The sequence below is a fragment of the Micromonospora sp. AMSO1212t genome (genome assembly GCF_008868145.1).
Taxonomy (GTDB): domain Bacteria; phylum Actinomycetota; class Actinomycetes; order Mycobacteriales; family Micromonosporaceae; genus Micromonospora; species Micromonospora tulbaghiae.
Map to the genome: position 1 here is coordinate 1 of NZ_WBKS01000121.1, position 18,713 is coordinate 18,713.

The 18,713-nt window shown below is 73.1% G+C and carries 19 protein-coding genes; 16 read left to right on the plus strand and 3 right to left on the minus strand.

Going from position 1 to position 18,713, the window contains the following annotated elements; genetic code table 11:
• The 9 genes from infB to F8279_RS23990 form a co-directional block, all read left to right on the plus strand.
• Positions 1-2,080 (plus strand): translation initiation factor IF-2 (gene infB / locus F8279_RS23950; protein WP_151501141.1); only part of this gene is annotated, 2,080 nt, incomplete at its 5' end.
• 82 nt (positions 2,081-2,162) lie between these two features.
• A complete protein-coding gene (locus F8279_RS23955) occupies positions 2,163-3,206 on the plus strand; it encodes a TRM11 family methyltransferase (protein WP_091419730.1) in 1,044 nt (347 codons plus the stop codon).
• 41 nt (positions 3,207-3,247) lie between these two features.
• Positions 3,248-3,541 (plus strand): DUF503 domain-containing protein, encoded by a 294-nt coding sequence (locus F8279_RS23960; RefSeq protein ID WP_091419731.1) that lies wholly within the window; start codon positions 3,248-3,250, stop codon positions 3,539-3,541.
• Positions 3,542-3,716: 175 nt separating this feature from the next.
• Positions 3,717-4,220: a 30S ribosome-binding factor RbfA gene (rbfA, locus tag F8279_RS23965; protein WP_151501142.1), complete on the plus strand. Its 504-nt coding sequence runs from the start codon at positions 3,717-3,719 to the stop codon at positions 4,218-4,220.
• A complete protein-coding gene (locus tag F8279_RS23970; RefSeq protein WP_151501143.1) occupies positions 4,217-5,260 on the plus strand; it encodes a bifunctional oligoribonuclease/PAP phosphatase NrnA in 1,044 nt (347 codons plus the stop codon). The genes rbfA and F8279_RS23970 overlap by 4 nt, the downstream gene beginning before the upstream one ends.
• 136 nt (positions 5,261-5,396) lie before the next feature.
• On the plus strand, positions 5,397-5,804 hold the full coding sequence (locus F8279_RS23975; protein ID WP_091419734.1) for a hypothetical protein: 408 nt from the start codon (positions 5,397-5,399) through the stop codon (positions 5,802-5,804).
• A complete protein-coding gene (locus tag F8279_RS23980; protein ID WP_175438725.1) occupies positions 5,804-6,013 on the plus strand; it encodes a DUF6186 family protein in 210 nt (69 codons plus the stop codon). The genes F8279_RS23975 and F8279_RS23980 overlap by 1 nt, the downstream gene beginning before the upstream one ends.
• A 549-nt stretch (positions 6,014-6,562) precedes the next feature.
• Positions 6,563-7,072, plus strand: a complete 510-nt coding sequence (locus tag F8279_RS23985; protein WP_225853392.1) for an adenylate kinase — start codon at positions 6,563-6,565, stop codon at positions 7,070-7,072.
• A gap of 47 nt (positions 7,073-7,119) precedes the next feature.
• On the plus strand, positions 7,120-8,442 hold the full coding sequence (locus F8279_RS23990) for an MATE family efflux transporter (RefSeq protein WP_151501144.1): 1,323 nt from the start codon (positions 7,120-7,122) through the stop codon (positions 8,440-8,442).
• A 6-nt stretch (positions 8,443-8,448) separates the two neighbouring features.
• Here F8279_RS23990 and F8279_RS23995 read toward each other — a convergent pair whose 3' ends face one another.
• The 3 genes from F8279_RS23995 to F8279_RS24005 form a co-directional block, all read right to left on the minus strand.
• Positions 8,449-9,390 (minus strand): hypothetical protein, encoded by a 942-nt coding sequence (locus tag F8279_RS23995; RefSeq protein ID WP_151501145.1) that lies wholly within the window; start codon positions 9,388-9,390, stop codon positions 8,449-8,451.
• Between the two features lie 83 nt (positions 9,391-9,473).
• Positions 9,474-9,776, minus strand: a complete 303-nt coding sequence (locus tag F8279_RS24000; RefSeq protein WP_151501146.1) for a hypothetical protein — start codon at positions 9,774-9,776, stop codon at positions 9,474-9,476.
• Positions 9,777-9,817: 41 nt separating this feature from the next.
• Positions 9,818-10,813, minus strand: coding sequence for a hypothetical protein (locus F8279_RS24005; protein WP_151501147.1), 996 nt, complete (start codon positions 10,811-10,813; stop codon positions 9,818-9,820).
• Positions 10,814-10,921: 108 nt separating this feature from the next.
• Here F8279_RS24005 and truB point away from each other — a divergent pair, with 108 nt between their 5' ends.
• The 7 genes from truB to F8279_RS24040 all read left to right on the plus strand — a co-directional run.
• Positions 10,922-11,806 carry a tRNA pseudouridine(55) synthase TruB gene (truB, locus tag F8279_RS24010; RefSeq protein WP_091419739.1) on the plus strand — a complete coding sequence of 295 codons (885 nt, stop codon included), beginning with the start codon at positions 10,922-10,924 and terminating at the stop codon, positions 11,804-11,806.
• A gap of 32 nt (positions 11,807-11,838) precedes the next feature.
• Complete coding sequence (locus F8279_RS24015) at positions 11,839-12,765, plus strand: bifunctional riboflavin kinase/FAD synthetase (RefSeq protein WP_091419740.1); 927 nt, start codon at positions 11,839-11,841, stop codon at positions 12,763-12,765.
• A gap of 182 nt (positions 12,766-12,947) precedes the next feature.
• Positions 12,948-13,217, plus strand: a complete 270-nt coding sequence (gene rpsO, locus F8279_RS24020; RefSeq protein WP_013284678.1) for a 30S ribosomal protein S15 — start codon at positions 12,948-12,950, stop codon at positions 13,215-13,217.
• Positions 13,218-13,437: 220 nt separating this feature from the next.
• Entirely contained in the window at positions 13,438-15,831 is a 2,394-nt protein-coding gene (locus F8279_RS24025) for a polyribonucleotide nucleotidyltransferase (RefSeq protein ID WP_151501148.1), read from the plus strand.
• A 154-nt stretch (positions 15,832-15,985) separates the two neighbouring features.
• Positions 15,986-17,326: a pitrilysin family protein gene (locus tag F8279_RS24030; protein WP_225853393.1), complete on the plus strand. Its 1,341-nt coding sequence runs from the start codon at positions 15,986-15,988 to the stop codon at positions 17,324-17,326.
• 81 nt (positions 17,327-17,407) lie between these two features.
• Positions 17,408-18,169, plus strand: a complete 762-nt coding sequence (dapB, locus tag F8279_RS24035; protein ID WP_091419744.1) for a 4-hydroxy-tetrahydrodipicolinate reductase — start codon at positions 17,408-17,410, stop codon at positions 18,167-18,169.
• Positions 18,170-18,254: 85 nt separating this feature from the next.
• Positions 18,255-18,713 (plus strand): GNAT family N-acetyltransferase (locus F8279_RS24040; protein WP_151501150.1); only part of this gene is annotated, 459 nt, incomplete at its 3' end.

Here is an 18,713-nt window from a genome sequence, read left to right on the forward strand (position 1 = left end):
CCGCGGCGGACCCGGTGGTGGCGGCGGCGGTGGCGGTGGCTACCGCGGCGGTCCCGGCGGCGGTGGCGGTGCTCCCGGCGGTGGTTTCCGTCCGGGTGGTCCGGTCGGCGGCGGTGGCCGTCCCGGCGGCGGCGGCCGTGGCCGTGGCGGTGGCGCGGCGGGTGCCTTCGGGCGTCCGGGCGGCCGGCCGACCCGCGGTCGCAAGTCCAAGAAGCAGCGCAGACAGGAGTTCGACAACCTGTCGGCCCCGACCATGTCCTCGGGCGCGCCCCGCGGTCAGGGTCAGGTCGTCCGGTTGTCCCGTGGCGCCTCGCTGTCGGACTTCGCCGACAAGATCAACGCCAACCCGGGTTCGCTGGTCCAGGAGATGTTCAACCTGGGCGAGATGGTGACGGCGACCCAGTCGTGCTCCGACGAGACCCTGCAGCTGCTGGGTGAGCACCTCGGCTTCGACGTGCAGATCGTCAGCCCGGAGGACGAGGACCGCGAGCTGCTCGCGCAGTTCAACATCGACCTCGACGCCGAGGTCGCGGCGGACCGCCTGGTCAGCCGTGCGCCGGTGGTGACCGTCATGGGTCACGTCGACCACGGTAAGACCAAGCTGCTCGACGCGATCCGCAAGGCGAACGTGGTGGCCGGCGAGGCGGGTGGCATCACCCAGCACATCGGCGCCTACCAGGTCCACGTCCCGCACGAGGGCGAGGACCGCGCGGTGACGTTCATCGACACCCCGGGTCACGAGGCGTTCACCGCCATGCGTGCCCGTGGTGCCCAGGTCACGGACATCGTGATCCTGGTGGTCGCGGCCGACGACGGCGTCATGCCGCAGACCATCGAGGCGCTCAACCACGCCAAGGCGGCGGACGTGCCGATCGTGGTCGCGGTCAACAAGGTCGACAAGCCCGAGGCGAACCCGGACAAGGTCCGCCAGCAGCTGACCGAGTACGGCCTGGTCGCCGAGGAGTACGGCGGCGACACCATGTTCGTCAACGTGGCGGCCAAGCCCGGCATCGGCATCGAGGAACTGCTCGAGGCCGTGCTGCTGACCGCCGACGCGTCGCTGGAGCTGACCGCTCCGATCGACGGGCCGGCGCAGGGTGTCGCGATCGAGGCGCACCTGGACAAGGGCCGTGGCGCGGTGGCGACCGTGCTGGTGCAGAAGGGCACCCTGCGTGCCGGTGACTCGATCGTCGCCGGTGGGGCGCACGGCCGCGTGCGGGCCATGCTGGACGAGAACGGCAAGCCGGTCGATTCGGCCGGTCCGGCGCGTCCGGTCATGGTGCTGGGTCTGACCACGGTGCCGGGTGCGGGTGACACCTTCCTGGCCGCCGAGGACGACCGCACCGTGCGGCAGATCGCCGAGCAGCGTCAGGCGCGGAGGCGGGCGGCGTCGTTCGCCAACTCCCGTGGCCGGGCCACTCTCGAGACGCTCATGGAGCAGCTCAAGGAGGGCGAGAAGACCTCGCTCAACCTGGTGCTCAAGGGCGACGTCTCCGGTTCCGTGGAGGCGCTCGAGGACGCGCTGTTCAACCTCGACATCCCGGAGGAGGTCCAGCTTCGGATCATCCACCGGGGCGTGGGCGCGATCACCGAGAGCGACGTCATGCTCGCGAGCGCCTCGTCCGAGGCGGTCACGATCATCGGCTTCAACGTGCGGGCCTCGAACAAGGTCCGCGAGATGGCCGACCGCGAGGGCGTGGAGATCCGGTACTACACCGTCATCTACCAGGCCATCGAGGAGATCGACGCCGCGCTCAAGGGCCTGCTCAAGCCGGAGTACGAGGAGGTCGAGCTGGGCACCGCGGAGATCCGCGACGTCTTCCGCTCGTCCAAGATCGGCAACATCTCCGGCTGTATCGTCCGGTCCGGCCTCATCCGCCGCAACGCCAAGGCGCGGCTGCTGCGGGACGGGGCGGTCGTGGCGGACAACCTCACGATCAGCTCCTTGAAGCGGTTCAAGGACGACGCGACCGAGGTCCGCGAGGGCTTCGAGTGTGGTCTGACGCTGGGCGGCTACAACAACGTCCAGGTCGGCGACGTCATCGAGACGTTCGAGATGCGCGAGAAGCCGCGCGCTTGAGAACCACGCGTACGACCGGCCGGCGGCCGGGGCCTTCGGGCCCCGGCCGTCGCCGTTTCCGCAGGCTGCGACAATCTCCGGCGTGATCCGGTATGCGCTGCTCCTCGCCCCCTCCGCCAACCGCGTCTACGCCGACGCGGCGGCCCGGCTTGCGCGTGCCGAACTGGCCGTGTTCGCCGGGTCCGGCGTGCTCGACGTCGTACCGGCCGACGCGGAGGTGACCCGGATCGGCGGGGTGGAGTACCTGACGTTCACCACGGACGGACCCGGGCTGGGCGGGCGGGACCTGGCTCACCTGGCGAACCTGTCGGCGGCGTACGCGCTGTTCGAGCGGGTGGGCGAGGACCTGCTCCGGCCGGTGCCGCTGTGTCCGCTGGCCCGGTACGACTCCGACCTGATCACCATTCCCAAGTACGCCGGTAAGACCAACGAGCAGTTCACCCGGCTGCTGCTCAACGTCACTGTGCTCGCCTCCGCCGCCGCGCCGCGGATGCTGGACGGGCCGGTGGTGGTGCTGGACCCGCTCTGCGGCCGGGGCACCACGCTCAACCAGGCGCTGATGTACGGCTACGACGGCATCGGCATCGAGCGTGACAGTCAGGACGTGGAGGCGTACGCGGCGTTCCTGCGTACCTGGCTGCGCCGCAAGCGGCTCAAGCACACCGCCGAGTCGACGTCGGTGCGCCGGGACCGCAAGCTGGTCGCCCGCCGGTTCGAGGCCGTCGTCGCACCGTCGCGGGACGAGCACCGGGCCGGCGCCACGCAGCGGATCACAGTGCTGAACACCGACACCACCCGGGCCCGCGAGGCGTTGCGCGCCCGCTGCGCCGACGTGATCGTCACCGACGCGCCGTACGGGGTGGCGCACGGCAGCCGTACCGGTCAGGGGTTGTCCCGCAGCCCGCTGGAGCTGCTCACCGCCGCCGTGCCGGTGTGGCGGGAGCTGCTGCGCCCGGGTGGCGCGCTCGGGCTGTCCTGGAACACGCACGTGGCGCCGCGGGCGCAGGCGGAGGCGGTGCTGGCCGACGCCGGGCTGCGGGTGCTCGACGGCCCCGGCTTCGGTGACTTCGCACACCGGGTCGACCAGGCGATCGAGCGGGACGTGCTGGTGGCGGTCGCGCCTTAATCGCGTGCCGGGGTGCGCCGCCCGGCGTACCGTTGCTCGCCGTGTATACCGGAACCGCGCTGTTCGACCTGTTGCTCCCGGGTGACTCCCGGTCCCTGAAGGCCAAGCGGTCCTACGTCCGGCCGATCGTCGCCGCGCTGCGCAAGTTCGAGGTCTCCGCCGCCGAGGTGGGGGCGCTGGACCTGCACGGCCGGGCGGAGATCGGGGTGGCCGTGGTGGCCGCCGAGCCGGCTCACGTCCGCGAGGTGCTCGACTCCTGCGAGCGGCTGATCGCCGCCCGCCCGGAGACCGAGCTGCTGTCGGTGCGCCGCCGCCTGCACGGCGCGGACGACTGACGGCGCGGCACTCCGGCCGTGCCGCGCGGGCGCCGGCCGGGCGCGGGTAGTGTTCTTCAGCGTTGGGCGGTCGGACCCGGCGGCGCCCACGCGCCCGCCGTCTCCGGCCGACGACGCCGGATCGCACGGGGATCCGGCGTCGTCGTGGGTAAAGGTGATCCCGGAGGTGGGGGACATGACGGATCAGGCAAAGGTTCGCCGGCACGCGGAGCGCATCCGGGAACTCGTCGCGTCGGTGGTGCGCAGCCAGATCAAGGACCCCCGGCTCGGCATGATCACGATCACCGACGCCCGGATCACCGCCGACCTGCGCGACGCCACCGTCTTCTACACGGTGCTCGGCGACGCGGCGGCCCAGGCGAGCACCGCCGCCGCGCTGGAAAGCGCCAAGGGGATGCTGCGCAGCACCGTCGGCAAGGCGCTCGGGCTGCGGCACTCACCGACGCTCACCTTCGTCCTGGACGACGTGCAGGACCAGGTCAAGCACATCGACGACCTGCTGGCCGCCGCGCGTACCGCCGACGCAGAGGTGCAGCGGCTGGCCGCCCAGGCCTCGTACGCGGGCGAGGCCCAGCCGTACCGGGTCGAGGAGGACGACGAGGACGCCGACGACGCCTCGGCCGAGGACGAGGGCGACGACGAGGGCGACGACGAGCCGCGCGCCGGCGACCGCCGGTGACCGAGGCCGCCGCGGGTGGCGCGCCGGCCGGGCCCACCGAGACCGAATGGGCGGCCGCCGTCGCGGCGGTACGCGATCTCCCCACCGACGCGCGGGTGCTGCTGATCTGCCACGTGAACCCGGACGGGGACGCGCTGGGCAGCATGCTCGGCTTCGGGCTGGGCCTGCGCCGGCTCGGCGTACGCGATCTCCAGGCCACCTTCCCCGGCCCGCCGGAGGTGCCCGAGCCGTTCCGGTGGATGCCCGGGGTGGACCTGCTGGTGCCGCAGGACGACGCGTATCGGGCTCCGGACCTGGTGATCTGCTTCGACGCGGCGAGCGAGTCCCGGCTGGGTGACCTGGTCGACCGGCTGGACACGGCCGGCATGTCGCTCGTGCTCGATCACCACGCCTCGAACAGCGGGTTCGGCCGGATCAGCCTGGTCGCCCCGCATGCCGCCGCCACCTCCGTGGTCGCGCTGGAGCTGCTGGACCGGCTCGGCGTGACGCTGGACGCGGAGATGGCGACCGGGCTGTACGTCGCACTCACCACCGACACCGGCTCGTTCCGTTTCGAGGCGACCACCCCGGCCGTGCACGAGATGGCCGCGCGCCTGGTCGCCACCGGCATCCGGCCCGGGGACATCTCCCGGCGGATCTTCGACACCCGCCCGTTCGGCGCGGTCCGTCTCTTCGGGGAGGTGCTCGGCCGGGCCACGCTGGAACCGGCGGCCGCTGCCGGGCACGGCCTCGTCTGGACGTACGCGACCCGCGACGACCTGGTCCGCCACGACCAGCCGGCGTACGTGCTGGAGGCGCTGATCGACTCGGTCCGGTGCACCGAGGAGGCGGACGTGAGCTGCGTGGTCAAGCAGGCCGGTGAGGCCGAGTGGGCGGTGTCGCTGCGCAGCAAGGGCGCGGTGGACGTGAGCGCGGTGGCGGTGGCGCTGGGCGGTGGCGGGCACCGGTTCGCGGCCGGATTCACCGGGCGGGGCGCGCTCGACGAGCTGGTCGGACGGATCCGCGCCGAACTCGCCACCGCGACGCTGGTAGCCCCTTAGAAGCGGAATTGCGCCGAAATTTCCGCCGCGCCGAGGTGCGGCGACGATCGATGCTGTGACCTGATCGGCGGCTTTTCCAGCGATTACGAGGCGTGCCAGCCTTTCCGCCGTACGTGACGCTGGGGACAATCGGGTGATGGATCATCCCCGTGAGCTCACCGTCGAGGCGCCCCGGGCCTGGGACCGGCCGGTCGTCTCCGTGCCGGTGCTGATCTGCCTCTCTCTGGTCGGCGGTCAACTTCCGTCCTTCTCGACCGCGGCCAACCTCTACATCCTCACCACCGGCGGGGGGTTGATCTGGGTCGGCCTGAGCAACCGGGTGCCCCGGCGTCCGGCGCCGCGCCGGCTGCCGTCGGTCGCGCTCTGGTGGCTGGTCCCGGTGACAGTCTTCGGGGTCTTCGAGGGGGCGACCTTCGTGATGGCGGCGGGGGACGACTTCCCCACCTTCTCCCGGCTGGCCGATCCGCTGCTGGAGGACAACCTGGCCCGCTCGGCGGCCTGGTTCGCGTGGCTGTCCACGTTCTGGGGACTGGTGCGCCGATGATGCGGGCACTGGCGATCGGCGGGTTCGGAGTCTCGATCGTGCTGTTCGCCGTCGTCGAGTGGGCGGCGCGCCGGGAGGGGTCGCGGATCCCGTCGCTGGCCGATGTCTGCGCCTTCGTGATGCGGTACGAGGTGGGCCCGGTGCCGGTCGGGCGGATCGGTCTGTTCGGTTTCTGGTGGTGGCTGGGCTGGCACTTCCTGGCCCGCTGACCGCCTCGCCGGGCCGGGACGACGACGTTGATCTTTCCGCATTTCGGGAACAGTGGGCAGCATCTGGAAAGTGAACGTTAATTTGGGTGCGGGACCGGCGCTTCGCGGCGCTGGTCACGGGCGGTGGTGCCGCACCCGGCCTCGCCTCCCTCCAGGGTCAGACCGACCCGGGCTCCCGCTGCCAGGCGAGCCGCTCCGGTGATCCCGGACCGCTGCCGGGCGCTCAGCCGCCGACGACTTCCGGTCGCGGCGCGATTCGCTGTCGCGCCGATCCGGAGCGCCGGGCGCCCGTAGGACCGCCACGTCCCGGTGGTCCGCACCCTGGAAGGACCTCACATGCCCAGCAAGCGCAAGCCGCAGACCGAGACCACCACCGACGAGGCGCGCGAGCAGATGCGCCGCGCGCTGCAGACCTCGATGGACACCCGTCAGTGACGTACGCCGTCCGGCGGTGACGCCGGCCGGGCCCGAGGACCACACCCCGGCCCGACGCCGACGTCACCGCCGCCCGGGGCGCATCGCCGCCCCGCACGCCGCTACCGTCGTCCGGTGCGACGCATCCTCGTGGTCGGCAGCTCAGGCGCCGGCAAGAGCACGCTCGCCGGTGAACTGGCCCGGCGACTCAACCTTCCCCTGATCCACCTCGACCGGCACTACTGGCGCCCCGGCTGGACCGCCTCCGCCCCGGCTGACTTCCGCGCCGAGGTGGCAGCGCTCGCCGCCCGCCCGGCCTGGGTGATGGACGGCAACTACGCGAGCACGCTCGACCTGCGGCTGCCCCGCGCCGACCTGCTGGTGCTCTGCGACACCTCCCGGCCGCGCTGCCTGGTCCGGATCGTCCGCCGCCGGTGGGCACATCGTGCCGCGACCCGCCCCGACCGGCCCGAGGGCTGCCCGGAGCGGCTCGATCTCGACTTCCTGCCCCACGTCTGGCGTTACCCCCGCGACTCCCGGCCCCGGGTGCTGGCCGCGCTGTCCGAGCACGCCCCCGGGCTGCCGGTGCGCCGTCTGCGCGGGCACCGTGACACGGCCCGGTTCCTGGCCGACGTAAGTAAGTAGCCCCCTGCCTTGCGGGCCTTACCGAGAGCGTGCCAGGATCGGCGGCGATGAGCACCACTGCCGCCCCCGCCGTCACCGCCTCGCCGCGGCGGATCGCCACGCTCGCGCTGCCCGCCCTCGTGGTGCTGGCCGCCGAGCCGCTCTACGTCCTGGTCGACACCGCGGTGGTCGGTCATCTCGGCCGGGTGCCGCTGGCCGCGCTGGCCGTCGGCGGCACGGTCATGACGCTCACCGCCTGGGTCGGTACCGTCGTCGCGTACGGCACCACGGGCCGCTCGGCCCGCCGGTTCGGGGCGGGGGACCGGGCCGCCGCGGTGGCCGAGGGCGTCCAGGCGTCCTGGCTCGCGCTCGCCACCGGAGTGCTGGTGGCGGTCGCCATCGGCATCGGCGGCGGCGCGCTGGCGCGTACCCTCGTCGGCGGCCCCGGCGAGGTGGCCGACGCCGCCGCCGGATGGCTGCGGATCGCGGCGCTCGGCGCGCCCGGCCTGCTGCTCGCCGCCGCCGGCAACGGCTGGCTACGCGGCATCCAGGACACCCGCCGCCCACTGCTGTTCGTGCTCGGCCCGAACCTGCTCTCCGCGCTGCTCTGCCCGCTGCTGGTCTATCCGGCCGGACTCGGCCTGGTCGGCTCCGCGGTGGCGAACGCGATCGCGCAGACGCTTTCCGGGGTGCTGTTCGCGGCGGCGCTCGTGCGTGAGCGGGTCTCGCTGCGGCCCCGGCCCCGGGTGATCGGGCAGCAGCTCGTGCTCAGCCGGGACCTGCTCGTGCGGGGCGTCGCGTTCCAGGCCAGCTTCCTGTCCGCGACGGCCGTCGCGGCCCGCTTCGGCGCCGCCGCGGTCGGCGCGCACCAGATCGCCGTACAGCTGTGGTTCTTCACGGCGCTGGTGCTCGACGCGCTGGCCATCGCCGCGCAGTCGCTGGTCGGCGCCGCGCTCGGCGCCGGCGACGCGGCCGGCGCGCGGTTCCTGGCCCGCCGCGTCGCGCTGCTCGGCGGCCTGTGCGGCGTGGCCTTCGCGGTGCTGATCGCCGCCGGCGCCGGCGTGGTGCCGTCGTGGTTCAGCTCCGATCCGCAGGTACGCGAGCAGGCCATGACGGCCTGGCCCTGGTTCGTCGCGCTCCAGCCGATCGGCGGCGTGGTGTTCGCGCTCGACGGGGTGCTGATCGGCGCGGGCGACGTGCGCTACCTGCGCAACCTCACCATCGTGTGCGCGTTCGGCGGGTTCCTGCCGGCGATCTGGCTGGCCTACGGGCTCGACCTCGGGCTGGGCGGGATCTGGGCCGGGCTGATGCTGTTCGTGGTGCTGCGGCTGGTCGGCCTGCTGCTGCGGATGCGCTCGGGCGCGTGGGCGGTGGTCGGCGCGGTCCGCTGACGCCGGTCAGCAGGGCTTGAACGAACCGGGACCGCCCATCCACGGCTCGACCGTGAAGAAGCCCTCCTCCAGCCGGGAACAGTTGACGTTGTTCGTGCTCGACTTCGCGGAGATCAGCCAGAGGCCGCGTTGCGTCGCCGGCAGATCCTCGGGCTGGAAGATTTCCCAGACCACCTGGTCGCGGATGCTGGCGATCCCCGCCGGGCCCGGCGTCGTCCGCGGGATGTCGAACGCGTACATCCAGACGTACTTGGTGGTGATCCGCAGGCTGGGTTCGCCGTGCTCGGCGGTGAACACCTCGTAGCTCATCTCGCCCCGGACCCGGATCTCGTCCACGTCGGCCTGGGAGTCGATCCGGGTGGCGTAGTGCACGAACGACTGGTCGTCGAAGTGCCGACGCAACTGGGTGCGGGAGTCCGGCGCCAGCAGCGCCAGGAACGGCTCCGCGTCACCCACGCGCATGGGAAGGCCGAGCCGGGCCTGGACCAGCGCGGCCCGGACCTGGGTCAGCGCCGCGGCCACCTCGCGGGCGGTGAACGGCGGCTGCGCCTTGGCCGGCGGCAGGACGATCCCGCCCTCACCCACCGCGAAGTCCGCACCGGCGGTGCCCACGAACAGGTCGCGCGGCTCGCCCACCTGGCTGAGCGGAGCCGGAGACGGGCTGGCCTCGGCCGAGGCCGCGGCGGCGGTGCCGGACCGTACGCGGTCGACGGTGACCCGGCCGAGCACGGCCGTGCCGCCGATCAGCACCAGGGCGAGCACCACCACGAAGGCGACGTGGCGCTTGCCGCGCTGCCGGGACCAGACCATGCGGAAGCGCTCGGCACGGGTCAGCGGGATGTCCGCGTCCGCGCCGGTCATCCAGCCCGGCAGCCGGATCTCCTCGCCCCGGGAGGCGACGGCGTAGGGATCCGGCTCGGGTCCGGTGGTCCCGGGTTCGGTGCTCATGCGGCATTCCAGAGGGGGTGCAGGGCAGGGGGCGCATGATCATTGCACCCGGCCGCCGATCCCGCTGTCCCGTTCCGTGCCGGTCAGATCCGCCCCTGCCGGATCGCCCACGCGAGGTAGAACATGCCGACGATCAGCAGCGTCGCGGTCACCAGGACGAACACGAAGGACCCGATCGCGGCGAGGGCCGGGTGCCGCTCCCCGAACCGGGTCCGTCCCTGCCAGGTCCACATCCGGCGGCGGGCCGCCGCCAGCGCCGGTATCCCGTCGACCAGGCCGGACAGGCGGCGGCCCAGGGTGCGGCGGGGCGGTTCCGGATTGCGCATCCAGTCCGGCAGGTCGACCCGGGCGCGGTGGGGCGGCGGTCCGGGCGGGACGTCGCTCATCGGCGGCTCCGGTCGTGAGGCGGGGTGGCGTGGCGGGCCGGTCAGCAGGTGTCCGGCAGGTCGACGGTCTTGTCCGGGTCGAAGACCGCGTCCGGGTCCGGGTCGGCCGGCCCGCCGAACGAGGGCTTGCCGAGCGCGAGCAGGCCCTTGTCCAGCGCGGCGCAGTCGATGTTGGAGGTGTACGAGTCGGCACGCTCGATCCACAGCCCGGCGGAGGCGGTGGTCACGTCGGCCGGGTGCGGGGTGCTCCACTTCACCGTGTCGTGGACCACCAGGACGCCGTCGCCCGGGGTGGGGCTGGTGGTGGGGAACGCGTACGCCCAGACGAAGTTCGTGGTCACCTCCAGGATGCGGATGCCGTCCCGGTCCTTCGTCGCCCGGTAGCTGATTCGGCCCTTGACCCGGGGCTGGTCGTCGGTGAGCCGGGCCCCGGGAGCGAGCCGGGTCGCGTAGGTGCCCGCCTCGCCGGTGGGGAAGTCGTCGCGCACGCCGGCCCGCGCGTCCGGGGCGAACTGGCGGACAAGCCGCTCCGGGTCCTTCGCGGTGAAGAACGTGCGGTCGAGCCGGGCGGTGATCAGCGCCTTGCGTACCTTGGCCAGCGTGTCGGCCACCTGCTTCTCGGTGAACGGGCCGGTCCGCTTGGCCCGGGGCAGCGCGATCCCCGCCGCACCCTCCGGGAACCCGGCCGCCGGGGTGCTGTCGAACGGACCGGCGGCCGGTGGCGGCGAGGCCGACGAGGACGCCTGCTCACCGATCGGCAGACCGACCGTCGGGTGCTCGGCAGCCGGCTCGCGCCAGCGCTGGAAGCCCTGGTAACCGAGGCCCCCGACGAGCCCGAAGAACGCGAGCAGCGCCAGCACGACCACGCCGCCGAGCAGCTTGCCGGAGTGCCCGCCGAGCGCGATCCGCAGGCGGTCGCCGCGGCCCGGCTCCACCTCGGGCGCGGGCCGGCGCAGCCACTCGGGTACCCGTCCCAGCTCGTCCTCCGGCGAGTGGCCGGTGGGGTAGGGGGCGGGGGCGGAGCGGTGATCGGTCATCGGACTTCCCGGGCAGACGGGTCGGGGGCGCACGATCTTGACACCCCGCCGAAGCTGGGCGGTATCCCCCGCAGGGCCGATCAGCGCCGTCTGGCAGGCTTGGCGGTCGTGAGCACAGACGGTCTGATCGTGGTCGACAAGCCCGGCGGCATGACGTCGCACGACGTCGTGGCCCGCATCCGGCGGCTGGCGCGTACCCGCCGCGTGGGCCACGGCGGCACGCTCGACCCGATGGCCACCGGCGTCCTGGTGATCGGGGTGGGCCGGGCGACCCGGCTGCTCACGTACGTGATCGGCGCCGGCAAGAGCTACGCCGCGACGATCCGGCTGGGGCAGACCACCGTCACCGACGACGCCGAGGGCGAGGTGGTCGCGACCACCCCGGCCGGCGCGGTCACCGACGACGGAGTACGCGCCGCGCTGGCCGCCCTGACCGGCGAGATCGACCAGGTGCCGAGCGCGGTGAGCGCCATCAAGATCAACGGCCAGCGGGCGTACAAGCGGGTCCGCGACGGCGAGACCGTCGAACTGCCCGCCCGCCGGGTCACCGTGTCGCGGCTGGACGTGCTGGCGATCCGCCGGGACGCCCCGGACGTGGTCGACGTCGACGTGGACGTGACCTGCTCGTCCGGGACGTACATCCGGGCGCTGGCCCGCGACGCGGGCGCCGCCCTCGGCGTCGGCGGTCACCTCACCGCGCTGCGCCGGACCGCTGTGGGCGGGTTCACGCTGGCCGAGGCGGCCACGCTCGACCAGCTCGAGGAGCGCGCGCCGGACGTGGTGAACCTGCCGCTGGACGCCGCCGCCGCGCGGTTCTTCCCGCGCCGGGACGCCACCGCCGACGAGACCCGGGTGCTGTCCCACGGCGGGCCGCTGGCCCCGGCCGGCATCACCGGGCCGTACGCCGTCTTCGACCCGGCGGGCGGGCTGATCGCTATCGTCAGCGAGCGGGACGGTCGGGCCCGCGCGGAGATCGTGCTCGCCCCGGCCTGAACGGCGCGCGGGCGGACAGGGGGAGGAACGGCATGCAGCGGTGGCGGGGGTACGAGGCGGCACCCGGCGGCTGGGGACGCTCGGTGGTCACGATCGGCGTCTTCGACGGCGTGCACCGGGGGCACCAGGCCACCATCGGTCACGCCGTGGCGCGCGCCCGGGAGCTGGGCGTCAAGTCGGTGGTGGTGACGTTCGACCCGCACCCGGCCGAGGTGGTGCGACCCGGCTCGCACCCGGCGGTACTGACCGAGCCGGCGCGCAAGGCCGAGCTGATCGAGGCGCTCGGCGTGGACGTGCTCTGCGTGGTGCCGTTCACAGTCGAGTTCTCCCGGCTGCCACCCGAGGCGTTCGTGCACGACGTCCTGGTCGCGCACCTGCACGCCGCGCTGGTGGTGGTCGGCGACAACTTCCGCTTCGGGCACCGGGCCGCGGGTGACGTGCCGCTGCTGGAGCGGCTGGGCCGTACCTTCGGTTTCGCGGTCGAGGGGGCGCCGCTGGTCGCCGAGGCGGGGACCGTCTTCTCCTCCACGTACATCCGGTCCTGCGTCGACGCGGGCGACGTGGGCGCGGCGGCCGCGGCGCTCGGCCGTCCGCACCGGGTCGAGGGCGTGGTGGTCCGCGGCGACCAGCGTGGGCGTGAGCTGGGTTACCCCACCGCCAACCTGCTGACCCACAGGTACGCGGCGGTGCCGGCCGACGGTGTCTACGCGGCCCGTCTGGTGCGCCGCGACGGCGAACCGCTGGCGGCGGCCGTGTCGATCGGCACCAACCCGACGTTCTCCGGCCGGGAGCGGCGGGTGGAGGCGTACGCGCTGGACTTCAGCGGCGACCTGTACGGCGAGCGGCTGGCCCTGGACTTCGTGGCGCACCTGCGTGAGCAGCGGACATACGACGCGATCGAACCGCTGGTGGCCCAGATGGCCGAGGACGTGGAGCGCACCCGCCGGGCGGTGCTCTGACCCGCTCGGGGCCACCTTGACCGGCCGTCCGGCCCGAGGGCTGGTAGGCTGACGGAGACGTCGGCTGACCGACGGGGGCCTCGCGTGCCTGCACGACGCCGCGGGTGCGAGGAACCGGTCCGTTGCACCGGTCACCACGACCGCTCCGGACCTCATCGAATGACCCACGAAACAGGGAGAACATGGCGCTCGACCAGGAAGCCAAGGCCAAGATCCGCCAGGAGTACGCGACCGCCGAGGGCGACACCGGCTCGCCCGAGGTGCAGGTCGCGGTCCTGACCAAGCGGATCGCTGAGCTCACCGAGCACCTGAAGGTGCACAAGCACGACCACCACAGCCGCCGTGGGCTGCTGCTGCTGGTCGGCCGGCGCCGCCGGCTGCTGAACTACGTCCAGAAGAAGGACATCAACCGCTACCGGTCGCTCATCGAGCGGCTCGGCCTGCGCCGATGACCTGACGGGGGAGTGGCCGCCTGGCTGCTCCCCCGTTGCAGTACCACCGAAGAACCCGGCCGCGCGACACCCGAAGAGGGAGCCGGTCAGCACCGGTCTCCGGTAGTGGCCCCCGGGAACCCCGGCACGACGCCGGCCTCCCCGGGCGCTTCGATCGAAGACCGGCCGCCTGAGCAGTTCCCGTGTCGTCGGCCGACGACGCGAAGGAGCACCACAGCACATGACCGAGACCAACCTCGGCACCGAATCCCGCACCGCGGTGATCGACAACGGGGCCTTCGGCACCCGCGAGATCACCTTCTCCACCGGCCGCCTGGCCCGCCAGGCCGCCGGCTCCGTCGTCGCCCAGCTCGGCGAGACGGTCGTCCTCTCCGCGACCACGGCCGGCAAGCAGCCGCGCGAGTCGTTCGACTTCTTCCCGCTGACGGTGGACGTCGAGGAGCGGATGTACGCCGCGGGCCGGATCCCCGGCTCGTTCTTCCGCCGCGAGGGCCGGCCCAGCGAGGACGCCATCCTCACCTGCCGGCTGATCGACCGGCCGCTGCGCCCGTCGTTCGTGAAGGGCCTGCGCAACGAGGTCCAGGTCGTCGAGACCGTCCTGGCGCTCGACCCGCAGCACCCGTACGACGTGGTGGCGATCAACGCCGCGTCGATGTCGACCAAGCTCTCCGGCCTGCCGTTCTCCGGCCCGATCGGCGCGACCCGGGTCGCGAACGTCGACGGCCAGTGGGTCGCCTTCCCGACGCTGGAGGAGCTGGAGCGGGCCACCTTCGACATGGTCGTGGCCGGCCGCACCCTGGCCGACGGCGAGGTCGCGATCATGATGGTCGAGGCCGAGGCCACCCCGAACGCCGTGGCCCTGATCTCGGGCGGCGCCACCGCGCCGACCGAGGAGATCGTGGCCAGCGGCCTGGAGGCCGCCAAGCCGGCCATCCGTGAGCTGTGCCGGGCGCAGAGCGAGCTGGCCGAGGTGGCCGCCAAGCCGGTCGCCGAGTTCCCGATCTTCCTGGACTACCAGGACGACGTGTACGACGCGGTGGCCGACGTGGCCCGCGCCGACGTCGCCGAGGCGCTGAAGATCGCCGGCAAGGCCGACCGCGAGGAGGCCCTGGACCGCATCAAGGCCAAGGTCGCCGAGCAGCTGACCGGCCGCTTCGAGGGCCGGGAGAAGGAGCTCTCCGCCGCGTTCCGTTCGCTGACCAAGTCCGAGGTCCGCAACCGGGTGCTGCGCGAGCAGGTCCGCATCGACGGCCGCGGCCCGCGTGACATCCGTCCGCTGACCGCCGAGGTCGGCGTGCTGCCGCGGGTGCACGGCTCGGCGCTGTTCGAGCGCGGCGAGACCCAGATCCTGGGCGTCACCACGCTGAACATGCTGCGCATGGAGCAGATGGTGGACACGCTGTCCCCGGAGAACCGCAAGCGCTACATGCACAACTACAACTTCCCGCCGTACTCGACCGGTGAGACCGGCCGGGTCGGCTCGCCGAAGCGGCGCGAGATCGGCCACGGCGCGCTCGCCGAGCGGGCGCTGATTCCGGTGCTGCCCTCGCGCGAGGAGTTCCCCTACGCCATCCGGCAGGTCTCCGAGGCGCTCGGCTCCAACGGCTCCACCTCGATGGGTTCGGTCTGCGCCTCGACGCTGGGCCTGCTCTCGGCCGGTGTGCCGCTGAAGGCGCCGGTCGCCGGCATCGCCATGGGCCTCATCTCCGACGAGGTCGACGGCAAGACCCAGTACGTGACGCTCACCGACATCCTCGGCGCCGAGGACGCGTTCGGCGACATGGACTTCAAGGTCGCCGGCACCCGGGACTTCGTCACCGCGCTCCAGCTCGACACCAAGCTGGACGGCATCCCGTCGGACGTGCTGGCCGCCGCGCTCCAGCAGGCGCACGAGGCCCGGCAGACCATCCTCGACGTGATGCAGCGGGCCATCGAGGCGCCGGCCGAGATGTCGGACTACGCGCCGCGGGTGACCACCGTCAAGATCCCGGTCGACAAGATCGGCATGGTGATCGGCCCGAAGGGTCAGACCATCAACGCGATCCAGGACGAGACCGGCGCCGAGATCTCCATCGAGGACGACGGCACCATCTACGTCGGCGCGACGAACGGCCCGGCCGCCCAGGCGGCGGTCGAGCGGATCAACGGGATCGCCAACCCGACCCTGCCGAAGACGGGCGAGCGGTTCCTCGGCACCGTCGTGAAGACCGCCGCGTTCGGCGCCTTCATCTCGCTGCTGCCGGGCCGCGACGGCCTGCTGCACATCTCCAAGGTGGGCGACGGCAAGCGGGTCGACAAGGTCGAGGACTACCTCAACGTCGGCGACAAGGTCGAGGTGGAAATCGCGGACATCGACGCCCGCGGCAAGATCTACCTGGACAAGATCCGTCCGGAGGGCGCCGAGGCGCCGGCCGCCGGTGAGGCCGCCGGTGGCGAGCGTCCCTCGGGCGGCCGGGACCGCGGCGGCGACCGCGGCCCGCGTGACCGCGGTGACCGGGGTGGCGAGCGCCGTTCCGAGGGTGGCGAGCGCCGTTCCGAGGGTGGCGAGCGCCGTTCCGAGGGTGGCGAGGGCGGCGGCGAGTCCCGTCCGCGTCGCCGGACCCGGCACAGCTGATCAACCGACCGGCCCGGGTGACGTCCGCGTCACCCGGGCCGGCCCACGGCTCCAGGTCGCGTGCGCGAGCTGGAGCCGTCGTACGTCCCGCCGTTCCTCGTCATCCGGAGAGCAGGTTCTCGTGAGTTCGTCAGTCGCCTCGACGGGACGGGGGGTGGCGCCGACCGGACCCGGTGCGGCGGCCCGCGCGGTCACCCGGACGCTCAGCGACGACCCGCTCGGCGGCACCGTCCGCCGTACCGTGCTCCCCAGCGGGCTGCGGGTGCTCACCGAGGCGATCCCGGCGATGCGCAGCGTGTCGTTCGGCATCTGGGTGGCTGTCGGCTCGCGCGACGAGACCGGCTCGCAGGCCGGTGCCGCGCACTTCCTGGAGCACCTGCTGTTCAAGGGCACCAACAAGCGCAGCGCGTTGGAGATCTCGGCGCAGATCGAGGCCGTGGGCGGCGAGACCAACGCCTTCACCACGAAGGAATACACCTGCTACTACGCGCGGGTGCTGGACGAGGACCTGCCGCTCGCCATCGACGTCATGTGCGACCTGGTCGCCGACTCGGTGCTGGCCGCCCCCGACGTGGAGACCGAACGCGGCGTCATCCTCGAAGAGATCGCCATGCACGACGACGAGCCCGGCGACGAGGTGCACGACCTGTTCGCCCGCGCCGTCTACGGCGACCACCCGCTGGGCCGGCTCATCTCCGGCACGGAGGAGACGGTCACGCCGATGACCCGCCGGCAGATCCAGGGCTTCTACCGCCGCCGCTACACGGCGCCGCAGATCGTGATCGCCGCCGCCGGGAACCTCGACCACGCCGCCGTGGTCAGGCTGGTCCGGCAGGCGCTGCGCGGCACCCCGCTGGACACCGACCCGGCGTCGCCGGCGCCGCACCGCCGGGCCACCCCGACGGTACGCACCAAGCCGGCCACCACGCTGGTCGAGCCGAAGGAGACCGAGCAGGCGCACGTCATCCTCGGCTGCCCGGGCATCGACCGCACCGACGACCGGCGGTTCGCCCTCGGCGTGCTGAACAACGTGCTCGGCGGCGGCATGTCCAGCCGGCTGTTCCAGGAGATCCGGGAGCAGCGCGGGCTGGCGTACTCGGTCTACTCCTACGCCAGCCAGTACGCCGACAGCGGCGTGTTCGCCGTCTACGCGGGTTGCGCGCCGGGCAAGGTGGACGAGGTGCTGGACCTGACCCGCGCCGAGCTGGCGCGGGTGGCCGCCGAGGGGATCACCGAGGCGGAGCTGGCCCGGGGCAAGGGGATGAGCAAGGGCTCGTTCGTGCTCGGGCTGGAGGACACCGGCTCGCGGATGAGCCGGCTCGCCAAGGGGGAGCTGCTCTACGGCAACCTGATGCCGGTGGACGACCTGCTGGCGCGGGTGGACGCGGTGACGCTCGCGGACGTGAACGCGCTCGCCGCCGAGCTGCTCGGCCGGCCGATGTCGCTTGCCGTCGTCGGCCCGTTCGACGAGGGCAGCTTCACCGTCGACCGTTGAGCGACGGCCCGGTCCGCCGGATGCCGGGCGGCGGTGCGGTCCGCCGGACCGCGTCGTGCGGGCTGGGATAGGTTGTGGCCCGTGACTGAGCAGCAGAACGCGGTGGCCCGGGTCGGCGTGCTGGGCGCCCGGGGCCGGATGGGCATGGAGGTCTGCAAGGCGGTCGACTCCGCCTCCGACCTGGAGCTGGTCGCGGCCGTCGACCAGGGCGACGACCTGGACGCGGTGGCGCAGGCGGGCGCCGGGGTGGTCGTCGACTTCACCACCCCCGACGCGGTCATGGACAACCTGCGCTGGTGCGTCGAGAACGGCGTGCACGCGGTGGTCGGCACCACCGGCTTCACCGAGCAGCGGCTCGCCCAGGTGCGCGAGTGGTTGTCCGGGCGGCCCGGCGTGGGCGTGGTGATCGCCCCCAACTTCGGCATCGGCGCGGTGCTGATGATGCAGTTCGCGGCGCGCGCCGCCCGGCACTTCGAGTCCGTCGAGATCATCGAGCAGCACCACCCGCGCAAGCTGGACGCGCCGAGCGGCACCGCCACCCACACCGCCCGGCTGATCGCCGCCGCCCGCGCCGACGCCGGCCTCGGGCCCGCGCCGGACGCCACCCGTGACGAGGTGGCCGGCGCCCGCGGTGCCGACATCGACGGGGTACGCGTGCACGCGGTACGCGCCACCGGCCTGGTCGCCCATCAGGAGGTGCTGTTCGGCACCACCGGTGAGACGCTCACCATCCGGCACGACTCGTACGACCGGGTGTCGTTCATGCCCGGCGTGCTGCTCGCGGTCCGGGAGGTGGGTCGCCGGCCCGGTCTGACCGTCGGCCTGGACGCCCTGCTCGACTGACCCGCAGCGGGTGCCGCGCACCGCGCCCCGGCCTGCTGCGGGAAACCGTTTTGCCTGGTCGGTGGCGCAGACCTAGGCTGCTTTCATGATCGATTCTGGACACTCCGACCGCACCGGCCGCCGGGTGACGCTGCGCCCGGTGGACGACGACAACTGGCGGGCGGTGGCGGACGTCGCGCCGCACGACGACCAGCGTGCCTTCGTGGCCGCACTGGCCGCCCGCTACCTGCTTCTCACCGAGCGCTCGGACGTCTGGAACTCGCTCGCGGTGTACGCCGACGAGACGGTCGTCGGACACGTGATGTGGGGCGTGGACGACGACGAGTCGCGCTGGATCGGCGGCATGGTGATCGACGCCGCCGAGCAGGGCCGGGGCCTGGGCCGCGCCACCGTACGGACGCTCGCGGACTGGCTCGCCGAGGCGGGCCAGCCGATCCGCCTGAGCTACCACCCTGACAACAAGCCCGCCGGCGCCCTCTACACGTCTCTGGGTTTCCACCCCACAGGCGCCATGGAGGACGACGAGCTGGTAGCCGAACTCCTC

Excerpts from the sequence above, each read along its gene's own strand:
- F8279_RS23980 (WP_175438725.1), top strand. The coding sequence starts at position 5,804 with ATGCGGGCACTGGCGATCGGCGGGTTCGGAGTCTCGATCGTGCTGTTC.
- F8279_RS23995 (WP_151501145.1), bottom strand. The coding sequence starts at position 9,390 with ATGAGCACCGAACCCGGGACCACCGGACCCGAGCCGGATCCCTACGCC.
- F8279_RS24005 (WP_151501147.1), bottom strand. The coding sequence starts at position 10,813 with ATGACCGATCACCGCTCCGCCCCCGCCCCCTACCCCACCGGCCACTCG.
- F8279_RS24000 (WP_151501146.1), bottom strand. The coding sequence starts at position 9,776 with ATGAGCGACGTCCCGCCCGGACCGCCGCCCCACCGCGCCCGGGTCGAC.
- F8279_RS24015 (WP_091419740.1), top strand. The coding sequence starts at position 11,839 with ATGCAGCGGTGGCGGGGGTACGAGGCGGCACCCGGCGGCTGGGGACGC.
- F8279_RS24025 (WP_151501148.1), top strand. The coding sequence starts at position 13,438 with ATGACCGAGACCAACCTCGGCACCGAATCCCGCACCGCGGTGATCGAC.
- F8279_RS23990 (WP_151501144.1), top strand. The coding sequence starts at position 7,120 with ATGAGCACCACTGCCGCCCCCGCCGTCACCGCCTCGCCGCGGCGGATC.
- rpsO (WP_013284678.1), top strand. The coding sequence starts at position 12,948 with ATGGCGCTCGACCAGGAAGCCAAGGCCAAGATCCGCCAGGAGTACGCG.
- F8279_RS23975 (WP_091419734.1), top strand. The coding sequence starts at position 5,397 with ATGGATCATCCCCGTGAGCTCACCGTCGAGGCGCCCCGGGCCTGGGAC.
- rbfA (WP_151501142.1), top strand. The coding sequence starts at position 3,717 with ATGACGGATCAGGCAAAGGTTCGCCGGCACGCGGAGCGCATCCGGGAA.